Origin of the sequence: Xylophilus sp. Leaf220, assembly GCF_001421705.1 — a bacterium.
Lineage (GTDB): Bacteria > Pseudomonadota > Gammaproteobacteria > Burkholderiales > Burkholderiaceae_C > Xylophilus.
In genome coordinates this window covers 102,046-121,504 of sequence record NZ_LMKO01000023.1, presented here as the reverse complement: position 1 = coordinate 121,504, position 19,459 = coordinate 102,046, and the positions used below count along the sequence as shown (strand labels likewise).

The following is a 19,459-nucleotide window of genomic DNA, read 5'->3' as shown; positions in this document are numbered from 1 at the left end:
GGGCGCTATGGTTTCAATAGCGGCGGGGAAGCCCCTTAATCTTTCGCTCCAGCATGGGTCTCCATGGCGCCGCTCGGTGACCGACTTGGCACAATCGCAGCCTGTCCCACGCCCCGCTTCCCGACCGCGCCCCATGACCATCCACACCGACGATTTCGCGCCTGCCCCGGCCCCTGCACGGCGTGTCGTGTCCGCGGCGCCCACGTCGCCCCAGGAAGAGGCGATCGAGCGGGCGCTGCGGCCCAAGCTGCTCGACGACTACATCGGCCAGGCCAAGGCGCGGGAGCAGCTGGAGATCTTCATCGGCGCGGCCAAGAAGCGCGGCGAGGCGCTCGACCATGTGCTGCTGTTCGGCCCGCCCGGGCTCGGCAAGACGACGCTGAGCCACATCGTCGCGGCCGAGCTGGGCGTCAATTTGCGCCAGACCAGCGGGCCGGTGCTGGAAAAGCCGAAGGACCTGGCGGCGCTGCTGACCAACCTCGAGAAGAACGACGTGCTCTTCATCGACGAGATCCACCGGCTCTCCCCGGTGGTCGAGGAAATCCTCTACCCGGCGCTGGAGGACTACCAGATCGACATCATGATCGGCGAGGGCCCGGCCGCGCGCAGCATCAAGCTCGACCTGCAGCCCTTCACCCTGGTGGGCGCCACCACCCGTGCCGGCATGCTGACCAACCCGCTGCGCGACCGTTTCGGCATCGTGGCGCGGCTCGAGTTCTACACCGCCGAGGAACTGGCCCGCATCGTGACCCGCAGCGCCGGCCTGCTGAACGCACCGATGGACGCCGACGGCGGCTACGAGATCGCCCGCCGCAGCCGCGGCACGCCGCGCATCGCCAACCGGCTGCTGCGCCGGGTGCGCGACTACGCCGACGTCAAGAGCGACGGCCGCATCACCCGCGACATCGCCGACCGCGCGCTGGCGATGCTCGACGTCGATCCGCAGGGCTTCGACGTGATGGACCGCAAGCTGCTGGAGGCGGTGATCCACCGCTTCGACGGTGGCCCGGTCGGGCTGGAGAACATCGCCGCCAGCATCGGCGAGGACGCCGGCACGATCGAGGACGTGATCGAGCCCTACCTGATTCAGCAGGGCTACCTGCAGCGCACCCCGCGCGGCCGCATCGCCACCGTGGCCGCCTTCCGCCACCTGGGCGTGGCCCCGCCCGCCAGCGGCAACGACCTCTTCGGCGCCTGAAGGGTAGGGCAGGGCATGTCATCGAGCCGAACCGCCCCGCCACGCAGACCATGACCTGACCCGGAACCCCGTAGGACCGGCTCTGCCGGACTACCGGGGTTGCCCCGGCGAGGGGGTAGGCGGAGACACGAAGTGCGTAGCCTGGGGAGTGCCAAAGCTACCCCCGGCGGGGGTAGGCGAAGACACGAAGTGCGTATCCTGGGGGAGCGTTAGGCTCCGATGTAGCTCCCCGACGCGCCGCCGTGCTTCTCCAGCACCCGCACGTCGGTCATCACCATGCCGCGGTCGGCCGCCTTGCACATGTCGTAGATGGTCAGCAGGCCGACCTGCACCGCGGTCAGGGCTTCCATCTCCACGCCGGTGGGGCCGACCGTCTCGACCGTCACGGTGCAGGCCACCTGCCCGGTGCCGCCGCTGCGCTCGGTCGCGAACTCGACTTTCACCCGGGTCAGCGCCAGCGGATGGCAGAGCGGGATCAGGTCGCTGGTGCGCTTGGCGGCCTGGATCGCGGCGATGCGGGCGACGCCCAGCACGTCGCCCTTTTTGGCGGTGCCGGCCTCGACCAGGGTCAAGGTCTCGCCGCGCATCCGGATCAGGCCGGTGGCGACCGCCACGCGGTGCGTGGCTTCCTTGGCGCCCACGTCCACCATGTGGGCCTGGCCGGCGTCGTCGAAATGGGTGAGGGTACTCATGGCGCTCTCCAGGAACAGCGTGGGCAGAAAGGAACGAAGGCGAGGGGTGGACGACGCGGCGGCGCAGGCCGGTGCAGGGGTGCGGCGGGTTGCGATGGCCTCGCCGGACGCGCGAAAAACGCCGAACGTTCGCCGTCTTCGCGCATCATACGGCGATGCCTTTCGCCTTCCCGTCCTGCCCGCGGGCGCTGCGCCGGCCCCTGCGCACCCTGCTGATCGCCGCGGTGGCGGTACCGCTGGCGCTGCCCGCCGCCGTGCATGCGCAGCTGCCGACGCTGGGCGACGGCAGCGAGATGAGCGCCGCTGCCGAGCGCCGGCTGGGCGACCGCATCGCCCGCTCGCTCTACCGCGACCCGGACTTCGTCGACGACCCGGTGCTGGTCGAGTACATCCAGACGATCTGGCAATCCCTGATGGCGGCGGCACGCGCCCGCGGCGAGATGAGCGACGAGCTGCAGGAGCGCTTCGCCTGGGAGGTGCTGCTGGGCCGCGACCGTACGGTCAACGCCTTCGCGCTGCCGGGCGGCTACCTGGGCGTGCATGCCGGGCTGATCGCGATCACCGCGTCGCGCGACGAACTTGCCTCGGTGCTGGCGCACGAGCTGAGCCATGTGACGCAGCGGCACATCTCCCGCCTGATGACGCAGCAGAGCCGCAGCACCCCGCTGATGCTGGCCGCGATGGTGATGGGCGCGCTGGCCGCCAGCCGCAGCCCGCAGGCGGCCAACGCGCTGATCGTCGGCGGCACGGCGGTCCATGCCCAGGGCCAACTCAACTTCTCCCGGGCGATGGAGCGCGAGGCCGACCGGGTGGGCTACGGCGTGATGACCGGCGCGGGCTTCGACGGGCAGGGCTTCGCCGGCATGTTCGAGAAGCTGCAGCAGGCCTCGCGGATCAACGACAACGGATCGTTCCCGTATTTGCGCAGCCACCCGCTCACCACCGAGCGGATCGCCGACATGCGCTCCCGGCTGCCGATGGCAGGGCTCGTGCCCGACACGGCCGGCCGCGCGCCCGATGCCGATCCCGCCCGGGCGCCGTCCACCGCCGGCGTGCTGCCGGCGATCAACGTCACCGCCGCGGCGATGCCCGGCGGGCTGGAGCACGCGATGATCGCCGCCCGCGCCCGGGTCGTGTCGCGGCCCGGCGTCGATGCCCTGCGCGCCTGGGCGGGCGAGCCGGACCAGGGCGGCTTCAAGGCCCAGCCGCCGGCGCGGCAGGTGGTGGCGCTCTATGCCGGTGCCCTCGCCAGCGTGCAGCAGCGCGACCTGGACCATGCCCGCAGGCTCGCGGCCCGGCTGGTGCCGCTGGTGGCCGGCGACGCGCGGCCGGCACGCCTGGCGCGGCTGCTGGGCGCCGAGATCGAACTCACCGAGAACCGCGGCGCGGCGGCCGCGGCCTCCCTGGCCGCGCCGGCCGACAAGGCGGCACCGGCCGGCCGGCCCGAGCTGCTCTACTACGCCCAGGCCAGCCAGCACGGCAGCGGCGCCCGCGACGTATCCGACCGGCTGCAGACCTGGGTGGCCCGCAACCCGCGCGACGCCACCGCCTGGCAACTGCTGGCGACCGCCTACCGCGCCGACGGCCAGCCGCTGCGCGCCCTGCGGGCCGAGGCCGAGGCGCAGGTCGCCCATGTGGACTGGCAGGGCGCTGTCGACCGGTACCGGGCCGGGCAGGAGCTGATGCGGGCCGGCGGCCCGGGTGCCGACTACGTGGAGGCGTCGATCATCGACACCCGCCTGCGCGAGGCCGAGCTACGCCTTCGAGAAGAGGCCGCCGAGCGCTGACTCGATCACGATGCCCAGCACCGAGTAGAGCAGCGAGCCGATCAGCGCCGCGCCGAAGCCGGTGACGTGGAAACCGGTGAGCACGCCCGAGGCGGCCCAGAACATCAGCGCGTTGATGACGAAGAGAAAGAGCCCCAGCGTGATGACCGTCACCGGCAGCGTCAGCACGACCAGGACCGGCCGCAGCACGACGTTGAACAGGCCGATGACGAAGGCGGCCACCAAGGCGGCGGTGAAATCGCGCACTTCGACGCCGTCGTACACGTAGGCCACGGACAGCAGGGCGGCCGCGCTCAGCAGCCATTTAAGGATCAGCTTCATCCCAAAAGAATACACCGGGCAGCGGCTGGCGCCGCTCCCGGTGTCCGATCATTCACAACGCCGCATATCCACTACCAGGGATACCGGAGATCCGGCTCCGCCGGTCTCCTGGCATCGCCCCCTGCAAGGGGGTGGGCGAAGACACGCAGTGCGAAGCCTGGGGGTGTGCCTACTCCGCCGCCAGAACGAGCATGGCGCCCATGCCCATCACGGCGCCCGGAACCACCCAACGGCTTTCCTTGGCCGCCGGCTGGTCGCCGCTGACCGGCTGCAGGTCCTGGCCGAACTTCGGCCGGCGGGCGTCCAACACGCGGGAGCCGGGGTGTTCCGACAGCAGGCGCTCGGTCAGCTCCGGCAGCGGGCCCTTGGCCAGCACCGGCACCACCGTGTCGCCGTGCGCCTGCAGCCAGGGCAGGGCTTCGCCGAACAGCTTGTCGGCCCACTTGGCGCGCCAGCTCTCGCGGGCGCTGTGGCTGACCCACTTGCTGATGCGGTGGGTCATGCGGGGCGCGCAGGCCACCACCACCCACTGCACCGGCTGGGCCGCGCTGCGGGCGCTGCCGCGCAAGGTCGCCAGTTGCTGCTGCGCATAGGACGCATCGTCGACGTACACAATGATCTTGTCCATGAAAGCTCCTTCGGGGTGGTGGAACGGGGGCAAACGGATCTCGGTCATACGCATCAGTCGATCGGATTGACCTTGGCCGCGGTCTTGGCCTGGTCGATACGCTCGGAGCCGGGTACGCGGCGGCGGGTGGACATCCAGCCCGCGACCAGCACGCCGACGATGGCGACGATGCAGACCCCCCAATAGGCGACCTGGTGGATCGTCTCGCCACCCTTGAAGAAGTCGGCGAGCAGGCGCTCGTTGACGATCATCTTGGCGGCGGTGAAGGCCAGCACAGCGGAACCCAGCTGGATGATGATCGGGAATTTCTCGACCAGCTTCAGCACCAGAGTGCTGCCGAACACCACGATCGGGATGCTGATCAGGAGGCCGATCACGACCAGGTCGAACGCGCCGTGCGCGGCACCGGCCACACCCAGCACGTTGTCGATGCCCATCAGCGCATCGGCGATCACGATGGTCTTCATCGCGCCCCAGAAGGTGGTGGCGCCGGTGGCATGCTCTTCGCCGTCGTCATGGCCCTGGTCGGCCAGGAGCTTCCATGCGATGTAGAGCAGGCCCAGGCCGCCGACCAGCATCAGGCCCGGAATCTTCAGCAGCCAGACCACGCCGACGGTCATGACAGAGCGCACGACGATGGCACCGACGGTGCCCCAGATGATGGCTTTTTTCTGCAGGGCCGGCGGAAGTTTCCGCGCGGCCAGCGCGATCACGATCGCGTTGTCGCCTGCCAGGACGAGGTCGATGAGGATGATGGCGAGCAGCGCCGACCACCAGGGTGTGGAAAACATTTCCATGAAAACAAGCTCCGAGATATCGTTTCGATCAACAACCTGGAGCAGGCATGGACGAAGGGCACGATCCCGGCGCACGGCGGCGCAGGGGGCAGACACACTTCGACCAAACCCGCAAAAGGTTCCAATCGAAGGTCTTGCTCGGCACGCTGTAATGCAGATTTTGATGCCCAGCAAGCCGGAAGTGTTGTACTTCGTATTGACGACTTGCCGATACCTCTTGCCACAGCACCCTGGGGTGCCTCCCTGTGCGGCAAGAAGCGGGAGCTACTCCCCTTCGTGCAGGTATTAGAGCATTGGCGCGCACGGGCCGGCAAGCCGCGCCGGCCTATTTGTTGCAGGGAGTTTCCCGCGGTTTTCGAGCCGAAACATGCCGCAGCCGGCGGCCAGTAAAGGCTGACAGCTATATAAATGATGGCAAGCGTTTTGCGGACGAAGCGCCGGGCGGCCCCGGTCGCTATCATCGCGCTCCCTTCGCGGCCCGCCGCCGCACCCCACCACGCCGCATGGCCGCCCTCCACATCACCGACATCGAATCCGCCATCAACTACTGGCGGACGAGGAAGCCCTCGCCCGACGGGGTGACCCTGGCGGCCGAGGTGCGGGCGCTGGCCGAGGTCTATGCGCTGATGGTGTACTTCCACCACGACGAGGTCGCGCAGCAGGGCTTTCCGCCCGCCGCGTGGGAGGCCTGGCATGCCTGGTACGAGACGACGCCCGACACGCCCTGCATCGCGATCTGCTCCACCAGCCAGGGCGACGAGATGTGCAAGGGCTGCGGGCGCACCTTCTTCGAGGTGCAGCACTGGCCGGGCATGGCACCCGCCGAGAAGCGCGCCACCTGGCGCCGCATCACCCTGGAGGGCAGCGCCTGGCGCTTCAACCGCTATGCCGAGCGCGCCGCAGAGGGCCGCAGCGAGGACCGGGACGACGGCGACGCCCGGCCGGTGCCGATGTTCGGCCCGCGATGATCCGCATCGCCCAGGCGCCGAACGCGGCGATCGCCACCGTCTGGGCCGACCTGCTGTGCGAGGCCGGCTATCCCGCGTCGATCCAGCGCCTGTTCCTGGGCAGCGCCGCCGGCGAGCTCGCGCCGGGCGACTGCCTGCCCGAGATCTGGGTGCGCCACGACGAGCATGCCGCCGCCGCGCGCACCCTGCTCGACCAGCTCCAAGCGCTGCCCCAGCGGCGCTGGGCCTGCCCGGGCTGCGGCGAGGCGATCGAGGGCGGCTTCGAGGAATGCTGGAACTGCGGCGCGCCGATGCCGCGCGGCTAGGCCGAACGCGAAGCCGCCGCTACTTCCAGCGGACGCACTCCACCGTCACCGTGGTCTTCTCGTCGCCCAGCGCCAGCACGCCGTCCTGCACCGTCGCCTGCAGGTGCATGCTCCGCTGGGCCAGGGCGGCCAGTTCCTGCGACTGGTCGGTGGGCACCCGCCAGACCTGCAGCTTGTCGAGCCGGGTCAGCTTGTTCTCGATGCCCTTCCACCAGACCTCGGCCGCGTGGTTGAAGCAGTAGAGCAGCACCGCGTCGGCCTTGCTGCAGGCCTTCGAAAGCGGCTTGTCTTCGGGCTGGCCCACCTCGATCCAAAGCCGGGTGCGGCCGGTGAAGTCGCGCAGGCTCACGTCGGGGTCTTCGGGGTTCGACAGCCCGGCGCCGAAGGCCAGGGTGCCGTCGCCGCCGCAGGTGGTCTGCAGCTGGTGCGCGTTCAGCGCCAGCGCGGCCAGGCGGATCATCATCCGCTCGTCGGTCTCGCTCGGATGGCGCGCCAGGGTCAGCGCATGGTCGGCGTAGTAGTTGTGGTCGATGTCCGCAATGGCGATGCTCGCCTTGAAGATGGTCGATTTGAGTGCCATGGCAGGCTCCAATTAAGCGCGGTGGATGTTCACCAGGGATGCGGTCGGTCCGGCTCCGCCGGCCGACGCGCATCGTCCCCTGCAAGGGGGTGGGCGAACGACACGCCGCGGCAGCGGCGTGCGAAGCCTGGGGGTGTGCTTCAGCTTCTTCGGGCGAGCTCTGCGGCCTTGCCGATGTAGCTGGCCGGCGTCATTGCCAGCAGGCGGGTCTTCTCGTCCTCGGGAATCTCCAGCGAGCGGACCAGCGCATGCAGGTCTTCGGCGCGCACCGTCTTGCCGCGGGTGACCGCCTTCAGCTTCTCGTAGGCGCCCTGCACGCCGTAGCGGCGCATGACGGTCTGGATCGGCTCGGCCAGCACTTCCCACGACGCGTCCAGGTCGGCGTCGGTGGCTTCGCGGTTGAGCTCCAGCTTGCCCAGGCCCACGCCCAGCGAGTGGTAGGCCAGGAGGGTGTAGCCCAGGGCGACGCCCATGTTGCGCAGCACGGTGCTGTCGGTCAGGTCGCGCTGCCAGCGGCTGATCGGCAGCTTCTCGCTCAGGTGGCGCAGCAGCGCGTTGGCCAGGCCCAGGTTGCCTTCGGCGTTCTCGAAGTCGATCGGGTTGACCTTGTGCGGCATGGTCGACGAGCCGATCTCGCCCTCTTTCAGCCGCTGCTTGAAGTAGCCCAGGCTGACGTAGCCCCAGACGTCGCGCGACCAGTCGATCAGGATGGTGTTGGTGCGGGCCAGCGCGTCGAACAGCTCGGCCATGTAGTCGTGCGGCTCGATCTGGATGCTGTAGGGCTGGAAGGTCACGCCCAGGCCCAGCGGCTCGGGCGTCTCGATGACCTTGCGGCTGAAGGCTTCCCAGTCGAAGTCGGGCCAGGCCGAGAGGTGCGCGTTGTAGTTGCCGACGGCGCCGTTCATCTTGGCGAGCAGCTTGACGCCCGCGATCTTCTCGCGCGCCGCGGCCAGCCGCACCACCACGTTGGCGATCTCCTTACCGACGGTCGTGGGGCTGGCGGTCTGGCCGTGGGTGCGCGAGAGCAGCGGCACGTCGGCATAGGCGTGGGCCATGTCGCGCAGCTTGCCGACGATGCCGTCGAGCGCCGGCAGCATGACCTGGTCGCGCGCGGCCTTCAGCTGCAGCGCATGGCTGGTGTTGTTGATGTCTTCGCTGGTGCAGGCGAAGTGCACGAACTCGCTGGCCGACTGCAGCTCCGGCCGCGCTTCGAACTTGCCCTTGATCCAGTACTCGACCGCCTTCACGTCGTGGTTGGTGGTCTTCTCGATCTCCTTGATCGCCAGCGCGTCGGCTTCGGAAAAATTCTTCGCGAGGCCCAGCAGGTAGGTGCGGGCGCCGGGCGTCAGCGGCTTGAACTCGGCGAATCCGGCGTCCGACAGCGCGATGAACCAGACCACCTCGACCTGCACCCGGCGGTGCATGAAGCCCTGCTCGCTCATCAGCGGGCGCAGTGCGGCGAGGCGGTTGGCATAACGGCCGTCGAGCGGCGAAAGGGCGGTGACGGCGAAATGGGCGGCAGGGGAGGGGCTCATGGCCGGGATTGTAGGTGCGGGCCTGCACCGCACCGCGCCGCAGCGACAGCATGCCAACGGTGCGTGCCGATAGAATCGCCCCTCCGCCGACCTCCGGCCGCTCTCCCATTTTTCTTTTCCATGAAACTGATCGGATCCAACGCCAGTCCCTACGTGCGCAAGGTTCGCGTCGTCATGGCCGAGAAAAAGCTCGACTACCAGTTCGTGCTCGAGAACGTGTGGGCCGCCGACACGGCCATCTCCGCCTCCAACCCGCTCGGCAAGGTGCCCTGCCTGGTGATGGAGGGCGGCGAGGCGGTGTTCGATTCGCGCGTCATCGTCGAATATCTCGACACCCTGTCGCCGGTCGGCAAGCTGATCCCGTCCTCGGGCCGCGAGCGCGCCGAGGTCAAGACCTGGGAAGCGCTGGCCGACGGCCTGCTCGACGCCGCGCTCCTGGTCCGCCTGGAGCAGGGCGGCTTCGCCGGCCGTGCCGAGAGCGAGCGCAGCCAGGTCTGGACCGACCGCCAGCTGGCCAAGGTGCATGCCGCGATCAAGGCGATCGCCAAGGGCCTGGGCGACAAGCCGTTCTGCAGCGGCATCCACCTGAGCCTGTCCGACATCGCCGTCGGCTGCGCGCTGCTGTGGCTGGAGTTCCGCTTCCCCGACATCGGCTGGCGCGCCGAGCACGCCAACCTGGCCCGGCTGGCCGACAAGCTGTCGCTGCGCCCGAGCTTCGCGGACACGCGGCCTTCCTGAGCGGTCCCGGCGGGCGCCGCACCGCGCCCTTTTCGAACGAAAAGTGTCCGTGGCCGGCGGTCTGCGCCGGCCATGTGCTATTGATTCGATAGCAATGTCGTATCGGCAAAACCTCGGGCGCCCGAAGCAGCCCCTGATCGGCCGACCGTCGCGGCGCGCCTGCTGCGATTGTCGAGTGGAGAAATGGGAGGCCGTCGGGCCGAAGGGCCGGTCGCGCCCTCCAGGCGACCGTCCGAATACAAAATTGCCGCGAAGCGCCCCGACACGAAGGAGGGAGGGAGGAGGGAGGAGAAGAGTCGCCTCGGGATTGCAGTCCGATCACGGGGACCGGAAGGCTTCGCAACAAAAAACCGGTGGGCGGTGTCTGCCGCCCGTGCTCTGTATGAGCGGGAGCGAGCACCCGGGTTCCGCCGCCACCGATCCGTTTGCGTAAGCCTTTGTAAGCTGGCTGTCAGGAAAGAGCCGGGTTCAATTCTTCGCCGCCAGCAGCTTCTCCACGTCGCGCACCAGGTCGCGGCTGTCGGGCGAGGTCATGCTGCTGTAGCTTTCGACGATGCGGCCGTCGCGCCCGACCAGGTACTTGTAGAAATTCCACTTGGGCGCGGTGCCGGTGGCCTGGGCCAGCTGCCGGAAGAACGGATGGGCATCGGCGCCGCGCACTGCCGTCTTGGTGAACATCGGGAACTGCACGCCGAAGGTGTTCTCGCAGAAGTCGGCGATCTCCTTGTTCGACGCCGATTCCTGCGCGAAGTCGTTGGACGGGAAGCCCAGCACCACCAGCCCGCGGTCCTTGTATTTGGCATGCAGCGCCTCCAGCCCCTTGTACTGCGGGGTGAAGCCGCAGAAGCTGGCGGTATTGACTACCAGCAGCACCTTGCCGCTGTACTGGCAGAGCGACTGCGGCTTCTCGTCCTGCAGCCGGTCGAAGGTGTAGCGCAGCGTGGCGGGGCAGGCGGCCGGATAGGCCGTGGTGGCGGCGGCATCGGGTGCGGCCGTGGCGGCAGGCGTCGCGGCATGGGAGGGGCCGGCGGCGCAGAACGCCAGGGCGGCCAGGAAGCCGGGGAGCCGGCGAGCGCGGGTCAGGATGTGCATGGTGGGCGGATGGTGCGGCAGAACACGCCGTCTGTCGAGTGGAGGCGGCCGGCCGCCGCCCGGCTCGCGGCTTGTAAGACACCGTCCCGCGGCCGCGAAAGCCGCGGGCGCGAACGGCTTGCATCTCCCTTGCGGCGGTGCCGCTTAAGGCGATTCCACCCGGGGGCGCCGCCTAAAATTGAGGCATTACAAGGACTGCCATGCTCTACCCCGAACTCTTCAAGCAACTCGAATCCGTGCGCTGGGACATGGACCGGGACATTCCGTGGGACACGTTCGACGCCTCGCTCCTGACCGACGAGCAGGCCGAGACGGTCAAGATGAACGCGATCACCGAATGGGCGGCCCTGCCGGCCACCGAGATGTTCCTGCGCGACAACCGCGACGACAGCGACTTCTCGGCCTTCATGTCGATCTGGTTCTTCGAGGAGCAGAAGCACTCGCTGGTGCTGATGGAGTACCTGAAGCGCTTCGCGCCTCAACATGCGCCGACCGAGAAGGAACTGCACGACATCCGCTTCGATTTCGATCCGGCACCGCCGCTCGAGACGCTGATGCTGCATTTCTGCGGCGAGATCCGCCTCAACCACTGGTACCGCCGCGCGGCCGAATGGCACACCGAGCCGGTCATCAAGCAGATCTACACCACCCTAAGCCAGGACGAAGCCCGCCACGGCGGCGCCTACCTGCGCTACATGAAGCGGGCGATCGCCAAGTCGGGCGACGAGGCCAGGCTGGCCTTCACCAAGGTCGGCGTGCTGATGGCCAGCGCCCGGCGCACCGCGCAGGCGCTCCACCCGACCAACCTGCACGTCAACAAGTCCCTGTTCCCGCGCGACACCATCCAGAGCCGCATGCCCGATCCGGAATGGCTGGAGCACTGGCTCGACACCCAGATCAAGTTCGACGCCGCCTGGGAAGGCAAGGTGGGCGAGCGCATCCTGCACAACCTGAGCCTGCTGCTCGGCCGCACCTTCGCCACGGTGCAGGAGTTGAACCGCTACCGCAAGGAACTGGGCGCATCGGTCGCCGCCGCGTCGCCGGCCATCACACCCGCCGTCAGCGAACAGCCGGTCTGAGCGCCGCCACCTGGCGGAATCGCCCAGGCTGACAGTCGGCGGTCTTCATTTCAGGGGTGCCGTGGGTCCGGCTCCGCCGGCCCACCGGCACTGCCCCCGGAAGGGGGTAGGCGAAGACGCGAAGCGCGCAGCCCGGGGGAGAGCTAGATCATCCCCAGCATGCGGTCGAGCTGCAGCTTGACCTTCACCTCGCCGTGCGTCACGCCGGCGGTGATCTTGTAGGCGGGCTGCATCGTGTCGCGTACCACCATCTCGCCGATCGGCGACCCCTGGCGGTTCAGCACCACCGCCACCTTCGGCGTGGTGCCGGTGCGGCCGCGCTTCAGGACGATGGCCGTCTCGTTACTCGCCAGCTTGACGAAGCACCCCGGCGGATACACGCCGATGGCGCTGAACAGCGCCTTGCCGGCCTCGTCGACCTTCTGGTCCTGGTCGAGGTAGCTGGCCCGCATCGCGACGGCCGCCGGCATGGCGGTGCGCGACACCCGCGGCGACAGGCGCGCCGCGAAGATGTCGGCCCGCTCGATCAGCCGGGCCAGCCGTTCGGCCGGCTGCATGTCCTGCAGCGGACCCGAAGGCGGCTCGTGGTGCAGCCGCACCGCGTCGAGCCACAGCGGATCGGTGATGCCCTGGCGCTCCAGCAGCCCGGCCGAGCCGTGGGCATGCACTGCGATCACCGCCATCTGGTTCTCGTTGGGGCGGGCGGTCTGCTGTGCCAGCTCGTCCTGCAGCTCGGTCATGCTGATGTTCATCGTCAGCGCGGCCTTGCCGACCGTCTCGACCGTGGACGGCTCCCATTTGAGGGTGTCGCGGGCGGCCATGATGCAGACCACCGCCACCAGCATGCCGTGCGTCGCGCTGTACATCTCCAGCTCGCTCGAGGCGAAGTGGATCAGGGCGAAGAGCGTGGCGTCGGGCATGCGGCGCGACAGCACGTCCAGCTCGGCGTGCAGCCGTCCCAGGCGGGACAGGAAATCGGGGGCCTTGGCATCGCGCAGCAGGGCGGTCGCGCGGATCTGCATGTCGTGCCAGTCGGGCGGCGCGCTGCGCAGGGTCTCCTCGGCCCGGGTCCGCAGGTCGACCGTCGGCAGCCCGGCGTCGATCCGGGCGGTCGCGATCTGGCCGATCGTGTGCTCCTTGCGCACCAGCACGTCGAGCTGGCCCATGAAGGCCCGGTGCTGCTCCGGCGATTCGGCGATGTCGACGCACAGCGTGCCGCCGCGCGTGGCCATCGTCTGCACCTGGTCGCGGGTCTGGAAGACGAAACCCTTCGACGCCAGCAGCGTGCCGCTGGTGGTCCGTATCGAAAACGGCAACGGCTTGCCGATTCGGATCGAGTCGAGGTTGAGCGGGATGAGCTTCATGGGGAGCCCGAGATTATCCGGCGTTTGTATGCAACCGTATCACGCAGGCGATAAGCACCCCCCAAGAAATGCGGGGGCAGTCCCGGACCCCGCCTCGGCCGTTGCTAGAAGTCTACGGAAGCCGTCAGCGAGAAGGTGCGCGGCGCGCCCAGCACCAGGTAGCCGGCACCGGCATAGCCGCCGACCGAGCCCCAGTAGTTGCGGTCGGCGACGTTGTCGATGCGCCCGCGCAGCGTCACCAGCCTGCCCTGCACCTCGGTGGTGTAGCGGGCGCCGATGTCCACCCGGGCCCAGCCCGGCACCCGCAGGGCGTTGGCCGCGTCGGCATAGCTGCTGCGGGTCGCGGTGGCCCGCGCATTGAGCGCCAGGCCGCGCACGCCCGGCACGTCCCACTCGGCGCTCACGCTGCCTTGTGCGTCGGGCACGCCGATCACCTTCTTGCCGTCGGTGGCGGTGCTGCCGGTGGAGCGCTGCTTCGCGTCGAGCAGGGTGATGCCGCCCAGCACCTTCAGGCCGCGCACCGGCTCGCCGAACACGGTGGTCTCCAGGCCCTGGTGGCGGTCTTCGCCCTGCGAGCCGAAGATCTGGTTGACGACGATGCTGCGCGGGCGGTCGGTGCTGAAGAGCGCTGCACTCGCGCCCAGGCGGCCGCCGTCGTACTTCACGCCGACTTCCTTCTGCTTGGCGACATAGGGTGCGAGCTGCGCGCCGTTGTTGAGCACCGGACGGCCGCCGGAATTGGCGGGCGCGGTCTCGCCGGGGCTCAACTGCTCGATGTAGTTCGCGTAGACCGACAGTTCCTTGCGCAGCTTGAACACCACGCCGGCCGCAGGGCTGGTGCGGCTCTGGTCGTAGACCGACACGGCGCCGCCAGGGCTGGTGAGGGTGCTTCCGTTGAAGGTGCGGTAGCCGATGGTCGTGCTGTTGACCGTTTGCCGGCGCACGCCCAAGGTCAGCAGCAACGTATCGTCGAGGAACGACAGCGTGTCGCCGAGCGCGAAGCTGTTGAGCTGGCTTCGGCGCTGCAGGGCGGGACCGTCCGGGTTGCCGCTGCCGGCTGCGGCACTGAAGGCAGGAAAGGGCGACAACACCGGGTTGTAGAGGTTCGTCGCCTGCTGGCGGCTGAAGTCGAACGTGTAGGAGTTGTCGCGGTCCAGGCCGAAATACGCCATCGACGCGACCAGCGCATGCTTGACCGGGCCGGTCTCGACCTTGGCCCGCACCCCGATCTCGCCGGTCTTGACCGTTTCGCGGCCGGTGTTGTCGAAGCGGTAGGTGGTGCCTGCTCCGGCATTGTTGGCAAGCGCGAAGTTGGCCAGGGAGTTGGCCTCCGACCCTTTGCGCGCGCCGGCAGCGAACCACGCCGTCACCTGGTCGTTGAGGTCATATTCGCCGCGCACGGTGCCGAAGGTGTCGCGCTCGTTGGAGTAGGACCAGGGCTGCGCCCAGTTGGTCGAGGCGTCGGGCGCACGCGGGATGGCGGTCAGCGTGCCGCCGGGCGTCACGTTGGTGCGGGTCGCGTCCAGGCGGTGGTTCTGGTAGCCGATGTCGCCCGACAGGCGCAGGTTGCTGCTGCGCCAGTCCAGGCCGAGCGACACCACGTCGAGGGCGACCTTCTCGCGGTCGATGCCGGTGCCGCCCTCGCGGTGGGCCGCGTTCAGCCGGATGCCGGTGCTGTTGTCGGGCCCGAAGCGGCGCGACAGATCGACCGCGCCGTACTTCTGCGAACCGCTGGCGCCGCCCAGGGTCACCTGCGACAGCGGCTCGTTGGTGGCGCGCTTGGGCAGCAGGTTGACCGTGCCGCCGATGCCGTCGCCGCCGGGCGTGATGCCGGTCAGGAAGGTGCTGGCGCCGTGCAGCACCTCGACCCGCTCGAACAGCTCCGACGAGATGTACTGGCGCGGCAGCAGGCTGTAGAGCCCGTTGTAGGCCACGTAGTCGGAGCTGAGCAGGAAGCCGCGGATGAAGTACGACTCCTGGAAGTTGCCGAAGCCGCGGGCCACCCGGATCGACGGATCGTTCTGCAGCACGTCGCCGACGCTGCGCGCCTGCTGGTTCTGGATCAGTTCGTTGGTGAAGCTGGTGACGGCGAACGGCGTCTCCATGTTGTCGCGGTTGCCCAGGATGCCCACCCGGCCGCCGCGCGCGACCTGGCCGCCGGCGTACGGCTGGGTCAGCCCCTCGGCCGACGCGTCGGCGCTGGCCTCCACGTTCACCGCGCGCAGGGTGCCGGCACTGTCGGCCGGGGCGGCGGTCTGCGCCTGGAGCGGCAGGGCGGATGCGGCGGTCAGGGCCAGGGCGAGGGGGGCGAGCGGGAAACGGGTACGGGACATAGGGCGCCGGTAGAGGTTGGAATGCGAATGCATCGCAATTTCGACCGCAACGGGTCGAAGCCCTAGCGAAATGAGGACGCATGCCACCGATCTCGCGCCCGCGTTGCAAGGCAGCAACGGAAGCAGGGTCGGTTTGTCATGCGACCCTCGGTGGTGCGCGGAAAGAGAAAAAAGCCGGATTTCGCATGAAATCCGGCTCTGGCCGGCGTCCTGGGCCGGCATCGTGCTATCGATTCGGGAGCGTCTATTCTGTGCCGCCGTCTCCGTCCGCAGCGGCGACAGGCGGCTCGATCTCCGCATACAGCTCCTCGGCCGGGACCGTCAATGCCACGCTGGCCAATTCCACCGCCTGTGCGCCGATGAACGGGTGCAGCACCCACAGACCGTCGGTGCCCTTGCGGTAGACGTCGGCGGTGCGCAGCCCGACGTCCACCAGCACGTATTCCTGCAAGGACGCGATCTGCCGGTAGTGCGCGAACTTCGCGCCGCGGTCGAAGCTGCTGGTGCCCGGCGACAGCACCTCGCACAGCAGGACCGGTTCCGATTTCGACAGGCTGCTCGCATGGTCCGCATCGCTGCAGGTGACCATCACGTCGGGATAGAAGTAGGCGTTGGAGGCCTGCACTTGCAGCCGCATGTCGCTCATGAAGGTGCGGCAGCAGCTGCCGCGCAGGTGGCTGCGCAGCGCGATGTAGAGATTGCCGGTCACCGTCACATGCCGGTCTTCCGCCCCCGCCATCGCGAAGGCCTCGCCGTCGATGTATTCGTGCCGCTCGGACTGCTGTGCCTCCCAGGCCAGGTAGTCGTCGGCCGTCATGTAGTTTTGCTGCTGCGGTCGGGCCATGGAATCCTCGTGCGGTGGACAAGATGGTGCCGGCGATTATCCGCCGCGGGCCTCGTCCGCCCGCCGGCCCCGCACCTTGCGCATCGCCCATTGCCCCAGGTCGTCGATGTAGGTGAAGACCGGCGGAATCACCAGCAGGCTGAGCACGGTCGAGGTGATCAGGCCGCCGATCACCGCGACCGCCATCGGCGAGCGGAAGCTCGAATCGGCCGCACCCAGGCCGAGGGCGATCGGCATCATGCCGGCGCCCATGGCGAGCGTCGTCATGATGATCGGCCGGGCGCGCTTGTGGCAGGCGTCCAGCAGCGCGTCCCAGCGGCTCATGGCCGGGCGGTCGTGCACGTCGGCATCGCCGCCGGCGTGGCTCTGGCCGCGGCGGGCCAGGATCGCGTACTCCACCAGCAGGATCGAGTTCTTGGTCGCGATGCCCATCAGCATGATCAGGCCGATCAGGGAGGGCATCGAGAAGCTCTTCTGCGCGATCAGCAGGCCGACGAAGGCGCCGCCGAGCGACAGCGGCAGCGCGGCCAGGATGGTCACCGGGTGCAGGAAGTCCTTGAACAGCAGCACCAGCACGATGTAGATGCACAGCACCCCGGTGAGCATCGCCAGGCCGAAGCTCGCGAACAGCTCGCCCATCACCTCGGCGTCGCCCACCTCGGTCACCCGCACGCCGGGCGGCAGGTTCTTGACCGAGGGCAGCTCGCGCACCAGGGTGGCGGCGTCGCCCAGCGGCACGCCCGACAGCTCGATCTCGAAGTTGATGTTGCGCGCCCGGTCGTAGCGGCTGATGACGGCCGGGCCGCCGGCCACCTCCAGCGTGGCGACGTCGCCCAGCATCACCGGGCCGCGGGTGCCGGGCACGGTCAGGCGCTCCAGCACGGCCAGGTCGGTGCGGGCCGCGTCGCCCAGGCGCACCACGATCGGCACCTGCCGCGTCGCCAGGTTGAGCTTGGGCAGCGCCACGTCGTAGTCGCCGACGGTGGCCACGCGCAGCGTCTCGGCGATGGCGGCGCTGGTCACGCCCCGGTCGGCGGCGCGGGCGGAGTCGGGCCGCACCGCGATCTCGGGGCGCACCAGGCTGGCCGACGAGCCGATGTTGCCGAAGCCCGGCACGCTGCGCAGGTCGCGCTCCACGTCGCGGGCGGCGGTGGTCAGGGCCTGCGGATCGTCGCCGGCCAGCACCAGGATGTACTTCTCGTTGCCGCCGGCCAGGCCCACCTTCATCCGCACGCCGGGCTGCGATTCCAGCGCGGTGCGGATCAGGGCCTCGGTCACCTGCTTGCGCGGCCGCTCGCCGCGCGGCACCAGCTGGATGGTCAGGGTGGCCTTGCGCGGCTCGGCCGCGGCGCTGCCGGCGAACGGGTCGGCGCCGGCGCTGCCCGCGCCGACGGTGGTGTAGATGCTCTTGATGTTGTCGAGCTTCATCAGCCGCAGGCGCGTGTCCTCGGCCGCGGCCATCGTCTGCTGCAGGGTGCTGCCGGGCGGCAGCTCCAGGTACACCTGGGTCTGCGAGTTGTCGTCGGGCGGAATGAAGCCGGTCGGCAGCAGCGGGATCAGCGCGATCGAGCCGACGAAGAACACCATCGCCAGCGCGGTGGTCGCCAGCCGGTGCTTCAGGCACCAGGTGACCCAGCGCATGTAGGCGGCGAGCCAGCGCGGCTCCTTCTCGGCATCGACGATGGGCTTCAACAGGTAGGCCGCCATCATCGGCGTGAGCACCCGGGCGACGACCAGCGAGGCGAACACGGCGAGCGCCGCCGTCCAGCCGAACTGCTTGAAGAAGCGGCCCGCGATGCCGCTCATGAAGGCGGTCGGCAGGAACACCGCGATCAGGGTGAAGGTGGTCGCGACGACCGCCAGCCCGATCTCGTCGGCCGCCTCCATCGCCGCCTGGTAGGGCGACTTGCCCATGCGCAGGTGGCGCACGATGTTCTCCACCTCGACGATCGCGTCGTCCACCAGGATGCCGATCACCAGCGACAGCGCCAGCAGCGTGATCACGTTGACCGAGAAGCCCAGCGCGTACATGCCGATGAAGGCCGGGATCACCGACAGCGGCAGCGCCACCGCCGAGACCAGCGTGGCCCGCCAGTCGCGCAGGAACAGCCACACCACGATCACGGCCAGGATCGCGCCCTCGTAGAGCAGGTGCATCGAGCCTTCGTACTCCTCGGCCACCGGCTGCACGAAGTTGAAGGCCTCGGTCAGGGTGATGTCGGGATGGTCGGCCTTCAGCTGCTCCAGCACCTTCTGCACCTGCGCACCCACCTCGACCTCGCTGGCGCCGCGGCTGCGGGCCACCTCGAAGCCGACCACCGGCTTGCCGTTGAGCAGGGCGGCGGCGCGGCGCTCGGCCACCGTGTCGGTGACGGTGGCGACCTGGTCGAGCCGCACGCGCTGCCCGCTGGAGAGCGAGAGCTGCAGCGCGCCCAGTTCGGCTGCCGACTTGACGGTGGCCAGGGTGCGCACCGGCTGCTCGCTGCCGCCCAGGTCGGCCCGGCCGCCGGCGCTCTCCACCTGCACCTGGCGCAGCTGGCGCGAGATGTCGGCCGCGCTGCCGCCGAGCGACTGCAGCTTGTTGGCATCGAGCGCCACCCGCACCTCGCGCTGCACGCCGCCGACGCGGTTGACCGCGCCCACGCCGGGCACCGTCAGCAGGCGCCGGGCGATGGTGTCTTCCACGAACCACGACAGGCCCTCGTCGTCGAGCTTGGTGGACTGCACCGTGTACGCCAGCACCGGCGTGCCGGCCAGGTCGACCTTGGTGATGATCGGGTCGCGCAGGTCGGCCGGCATGTCGGCGCGGACCCGGCTGACGGCCGAGCGCACGTCGTCCACCGCTTCCTGCACCGGCTTCTCCAGGCGGAACTCGGCGAGGATGGTGACGGTGCCGTCCTGCACCGTGGTGGTGATGTGCTTCAGGCCCTGCAGGGTGGCGATCGAGTTCTCGATCTTGCGGGCCACGTCGGTCTCCAGCTGGCCCGGCGCGGCGCCGGGCAGCAGGGCGGTGACGTTGACCAGCGGCAGGTCCATGTCGGGGAAGTTCTGCACCTTCATCGCCTTGAAGGACAGCATGCCGGCGAAGGTGAGCAGCACGAACAGCATCACCGCCGGGATCGGGTTCTTGATCGACCAGGACGAGACGTTCATGGCCGGGCTCCGGCGAGGGGTGGGCAGTGGATCGGCATCGTCTGC

17 protein-coding genes are annotated in these 19,459 nt (G+C 69.2%); 6 read left to right on the top strand and 11 right to left on the bottom strand.

The genetic code is table 11. From position 1 onward, the window contains the following. Nucleotides 1-133: 133 nt before the first annotated feature. Nucleotides 134-1,198, top strand: coding sequence for a Holliday junction branch migration DNA helicase RuvB (gene ruvB, locus ASE76_RS14460; protein WP_055840771.1), 1,065 nt, complete (start codon nt 134-136; stop codon nt 1,196-1,198). Nucleotides 1,199-1,407: 209 nt separating this feature from the next. On the opposite strand, the gene moaC is transcribed toward ruvB, so the two are convergent. Next, on the bottom strand, nt 1,408-1,890 hold the full coding sequence (gene moaC, locus ASE76_RS14455; protein ID WP_055840768.1) for a cyclic pyranopterin monophosphate synthase MoaC: 483 nt from the start codon (nt 1,888-1,890) through the stop codon (nt 1,408-1,410). A 155-nt stretch (nt 1,891-2,045) separates the two neighbouring features. Between moaC and ASE76_RS14450 the strand changes: the two genes are divergently transcribed. After that, on the top strand, nt 2,046-3,677 hold the full coding sequence (locus ASE76_RS14450; protein WP_055840765.1) for a M48 family metalloprotease: 1,632 nt from the start codon (nt 2,046-2,048) through the stop codon (nt 3,675-3,677). Here the strand turns inward: ASE76_RS14450 and ASE76_RS14445 are convergent. The 3 genes from ASE76_RS14445 to ASE76_RS14435 form a co-directional block, all read right to left on the bottom strand. Continuing rightward, nucleotides 3,645-3,998, bottom strand: a complete 354-nt coding sequence (locus ASE76_RS14445) for a phage holin family protein (protein ID WP_055840762.1) — start codon at nt 3,996-3,998, stop codon at nt 3,645-3,647. The two genes, ASE76_RS14450 and ASE76_RS14445, sit on opposite strands and share 33 nt — an antisense overlap. A 169-nt stretch (nt 3,999-4,167) precedes the next feature. Further along, entirely contained in the window at nt 4,168-4,626 is a 459-nt protein-coding gene (locus tag ASE76_RS14440; protein ID WP_055840758.1) for a hypothetical protein, read from the bottom strand. 53 nt (nt 4,627-4,679) lie between these two features. Further along, the gene (locus tag ASE76_RS14435; protein ID WP_055840755.1) at nt 4,680-5,423 is read right to left on the bottom strand and encodes a TerC family protein; all 744 of its coding nucleotides are present in this window, start codon (nt 5,421-5,423) and stop codon (nt 4,680-4,682) included. Nucleotides 5,424-5,926: 503 nt separating this feature from the next. On the opposite strand from ASE76_RS14435, the gene ASE76_RS14430 reads away from it, so the two are divergent. Together ASE76_RS14430 and ASE76_RS14425 are read left to right on the top strand one after the other, a co-directional pair. Further along, nucleotides 5,927-6,391, top strand: coding sequence for a DUF3717 domain-containing protein (locus ASE76_RS14430; protein ID WP_055840754.1), 465 nt, complete (start codon nt 5,927-5,929; stop codon nt 6,389-6,391). Beyond that, the gene (locus tag ASE76_RS14425) at nt 6,388-6,696 is read left to right on the top strand and encodes a hypothetical protein (protein ID WP_055840749.1); all 309 of its coding nucleotides are present in this window, start codon (nt 6,388-6,390) and stop codon (nt 6,694-6,696) included. Before ASE76_RS14430 ends, ASE76_RS14425 begins: the two co-directional genes overlap by 4 nt. Before the next feature lie 19 nt (nt 6,697-6,715). Here ASE76_RS14425 and ASE76_RS14420 read toward each other — a convergent pair whose 3' ends face one another. Both ASE76_RS14420 and purB read right to left on the bottom strand, forming a co-directional pair. Next, nucleotides 6,716-7,276, bottom strand: a complete 561-nt coding sequence (locus ASE76_RS14420; protein WP_055840746.1) for a YaeQ family protein — start codon at nt 7,274-7,276, stop codon at nt 6,716-6,718. 140 nt (nt 7,277-7,416) lie between these two features. After that, nucleotides 7,417-8,811 carry an adenylosuccinate lyase gene (purB, locus tag ASE76_RS14415; RefSeq protein WP_055840743.1) on the bottom strand — a complete coding sequence of 465 codons (1,395 nt, stop codon included), beginning with the start codon at nt 8,809-8,811 and terminating at the stop codon, nt 7,417-7,419. 120 nt (nt 8,812-8,931) lie between these two features. On the opposite strand from purB, the gene ASE76_RS14410 reads away from it, so the two are divergent. Next, complete coding sequence (locus ASE76_RS14410; protein WP_055840740.1) at nt 8,932-9,549, top strand: glutathione S-transferase family protein; 618 nt, start codon at nt 8,932-8,934, stop codon at nt 9,547-9,549. 468 nt (nt 9,550-10,017) lie between these two features. Here ASE76_RS14410 and ASE76_RS14405 read toward each other — a convergent pair whose 3' ends face one another. Beyond that, nucleotides 10,018-10,641 carry a glutathione peroxidase gene (locus ASE76_RS14405; RefSeq protein WP_082448556.1) on the bottom strand — a complete coding sequence of 208 codons (624 nt, stop codon included), beginning with the start codon at nt 10,639-10,641 and terminating at the stop codon, nt 10,018-10,020. Between the two features lie 200 nt (nt 10,642-10,841). Here ASE76_RS14405 and ASE76_RS14400 point away from each other — a divergent pair, with 200 nt between their 5' ends. After that, nucleotides 10,842-11,720 carry a hypothetical protein gene (locus ASE76_RS14400; RefSeq protein ID WP_055840737.1) on the top strand — a complete coding sequence of 293 codons (879 nt, stop codon included), beginning with the start codon at nt 10,842-10,844 and terminating at the stop codon, nt 11,718-11,720. Between the two features lie 143 nt (nt 11,721-11,863). On the opposite strand, the gene ASE76_RS14395 is transcribed toward ASE76_RS14400, so the two are convergent. The 4 genes from ASE76_RS14395 to ASE76_RS14380 form a co-directional block, all read right to left on the bottom strand. Continuing rightward, nucleotides 11,864-13,084 (bottom strand): HD-GYP domain-containing protein, encoded by a 1,221-nt coding sequence (locus ASE76_RS14395; RefSeq protein WP_055840734.1) that lies wholly within the window; start codon nt 13,082-13,084, stop codon nt 11,864-11,866. 104 nt (nt 13,085-13,188) lie between these two features. Continuing rightward, entirely contained in the window at nt 13,189-15,417 is a 2,229-nt protein-coding gene (locus ASE76_RS14390; protein ID WP_055841395.1) for a TonB-dependent siderophore receptor, read from the bottom strand. Nucleotides 15,418-15,661: 244 nt separating this feature from the next. Further along, nucleotides 15,662-16,261: a Uma2 family endonuclease gene (locus tag ASE76_RS14385; RefSeq protein WP_055840731.1), complete on the bottom strand. Its 600-nt coding sequence runs from the start codon at nt 16,259-16,261 to the stop codon at nt 15,662-15,664. A gap of 36 nt (nt 16,262-16,297) precedes the next feature. Beyond that, nucleotides 16,298-19,414: an efflux RND transporter permease subunit gene (locus ASE76_RS14380; RefSeq protein WP_055840728.1), complete on the bottom strand. Its 3,117-nt coding sequence runs from the start codon at nt 19,412-19,414 to the stop codon at nt 16,298-16,300. Nucleotides 19,415-19,459: the final 45 nt, after the last annotated feature.

Coding starts and splice junctions, on each gene's coding strand:
- ruvB (WP_055840771.1), top strand. CDS start 134: ATGACCATCCACACCGACGATTTCGCGCCTGCCCCGGCCCCTGCACGG.
- moaC (WP_055840768.1), bottom strand. CDS start 1,890: ATGAGTACCCTCACCCATTTCGACGACGCCGGCCAGGCCCACATGGTG.
- ASE76_RS14450 (WP_055840765.1), top strand. CDS start 2,046: ATGCCTTTCGCCTTCCCGTCCTGCCCGCGGGCGCTGCGCCGGCCCCTG.
- ASE76_RS14445 (WP_055840762.1), bottom strand. CDS start 3,998: ATGAAGCTGATCCTTAAATGGCTGCTGAGCGCGGCCGCCCTGCTGTCC.
- ASE76_RS14440 (WP_055840758.1), bottom strand. CDS start 4,626: ATGGACAAGATCATTGTGTACGTCGACGATGCGTCCTATGCGCAGCAG.
- ASE76_RS14435 (WP_055840755.1), bottom strand. CDS start 5,423: ATGGAAATGTTTTCCACACCCTGGTGGTCGGCGCTGCTCGCCATCATC.
- ASE76_RS14430 (WP_055840754.1), top strand. CDS start 5,927: ATGGCCGCCCTCCACATCACCGACATCGAATCCGCCATCAACTACTGG.
- ASE76_RS14425 (WP_055840749.1), top strand. CDS start 6,388: ATGATCCGCATCGCCCAGGCGCCGAACGCGGCGATCGCCACCGTCTGG.
- ASE76_RS14420 (WP_055840746.1), bottom strand. CDS start 7,276: ATGGCACTCAAATCGACCATCTTCAAGGCGAGCATCGCCATTGCGGAC.
- purB (WP_055840743.1), bottom strand. CDS start 8,811: ATGAGCCCCTCCCCTGCCGCCCATTTCGCCGTCACCGCCCTTTCGCCG.
- ASE76_RS14410 (WP_055840740.1), top strand. CDS start 8,932: ATGAAACTGATCGGATCCAACGCCAGTCCCTACGTGCGCAAGGTTCGC.
- ASE76_RS14405 (WP_082448556.1), bottom strand. CDS start 10,641: ATGCACATCCTGACCCGCGCTCGCCGGCTCCCCGGCTTCCTGGCCGCC.
- ASE76_RS14400 (WP_055840737.1), top strand. CDS start 10,842: ATGCTCTACCCCGAACTCTTCAAGCAACTCGAATCCGTGCGCTGGGAC.
- ASE76_RS14395 (WP_055840734.1), bottom strand. CDS start 13,084: ATGAAGCTCATCCCGCTCAACCTCGACTCGATCCGAATCGGCAAGCCG.
- ASE76_RS14390 (WP_055841395.1), bottom strand. CDS start 15,417: ATGTCCCGTACCCGTTTCCCGCTCGCCCCCCTCGCCCTGGCCCTGACC.
- ASE76_RS14385 (WP_055840731.1), bottom strand. CDS start 16,261: ATGGCCCGACCGCAGCAGCAAAACTACATGACGGCCGACGACTACCTG.
- ASE76_RS14380 (WP_055840728.1), bottom strand. CDS start 19,414: ATGAACGTCTCGTCCTGGTCGATCAAGAACCCGATCCCGGCGGTGATG.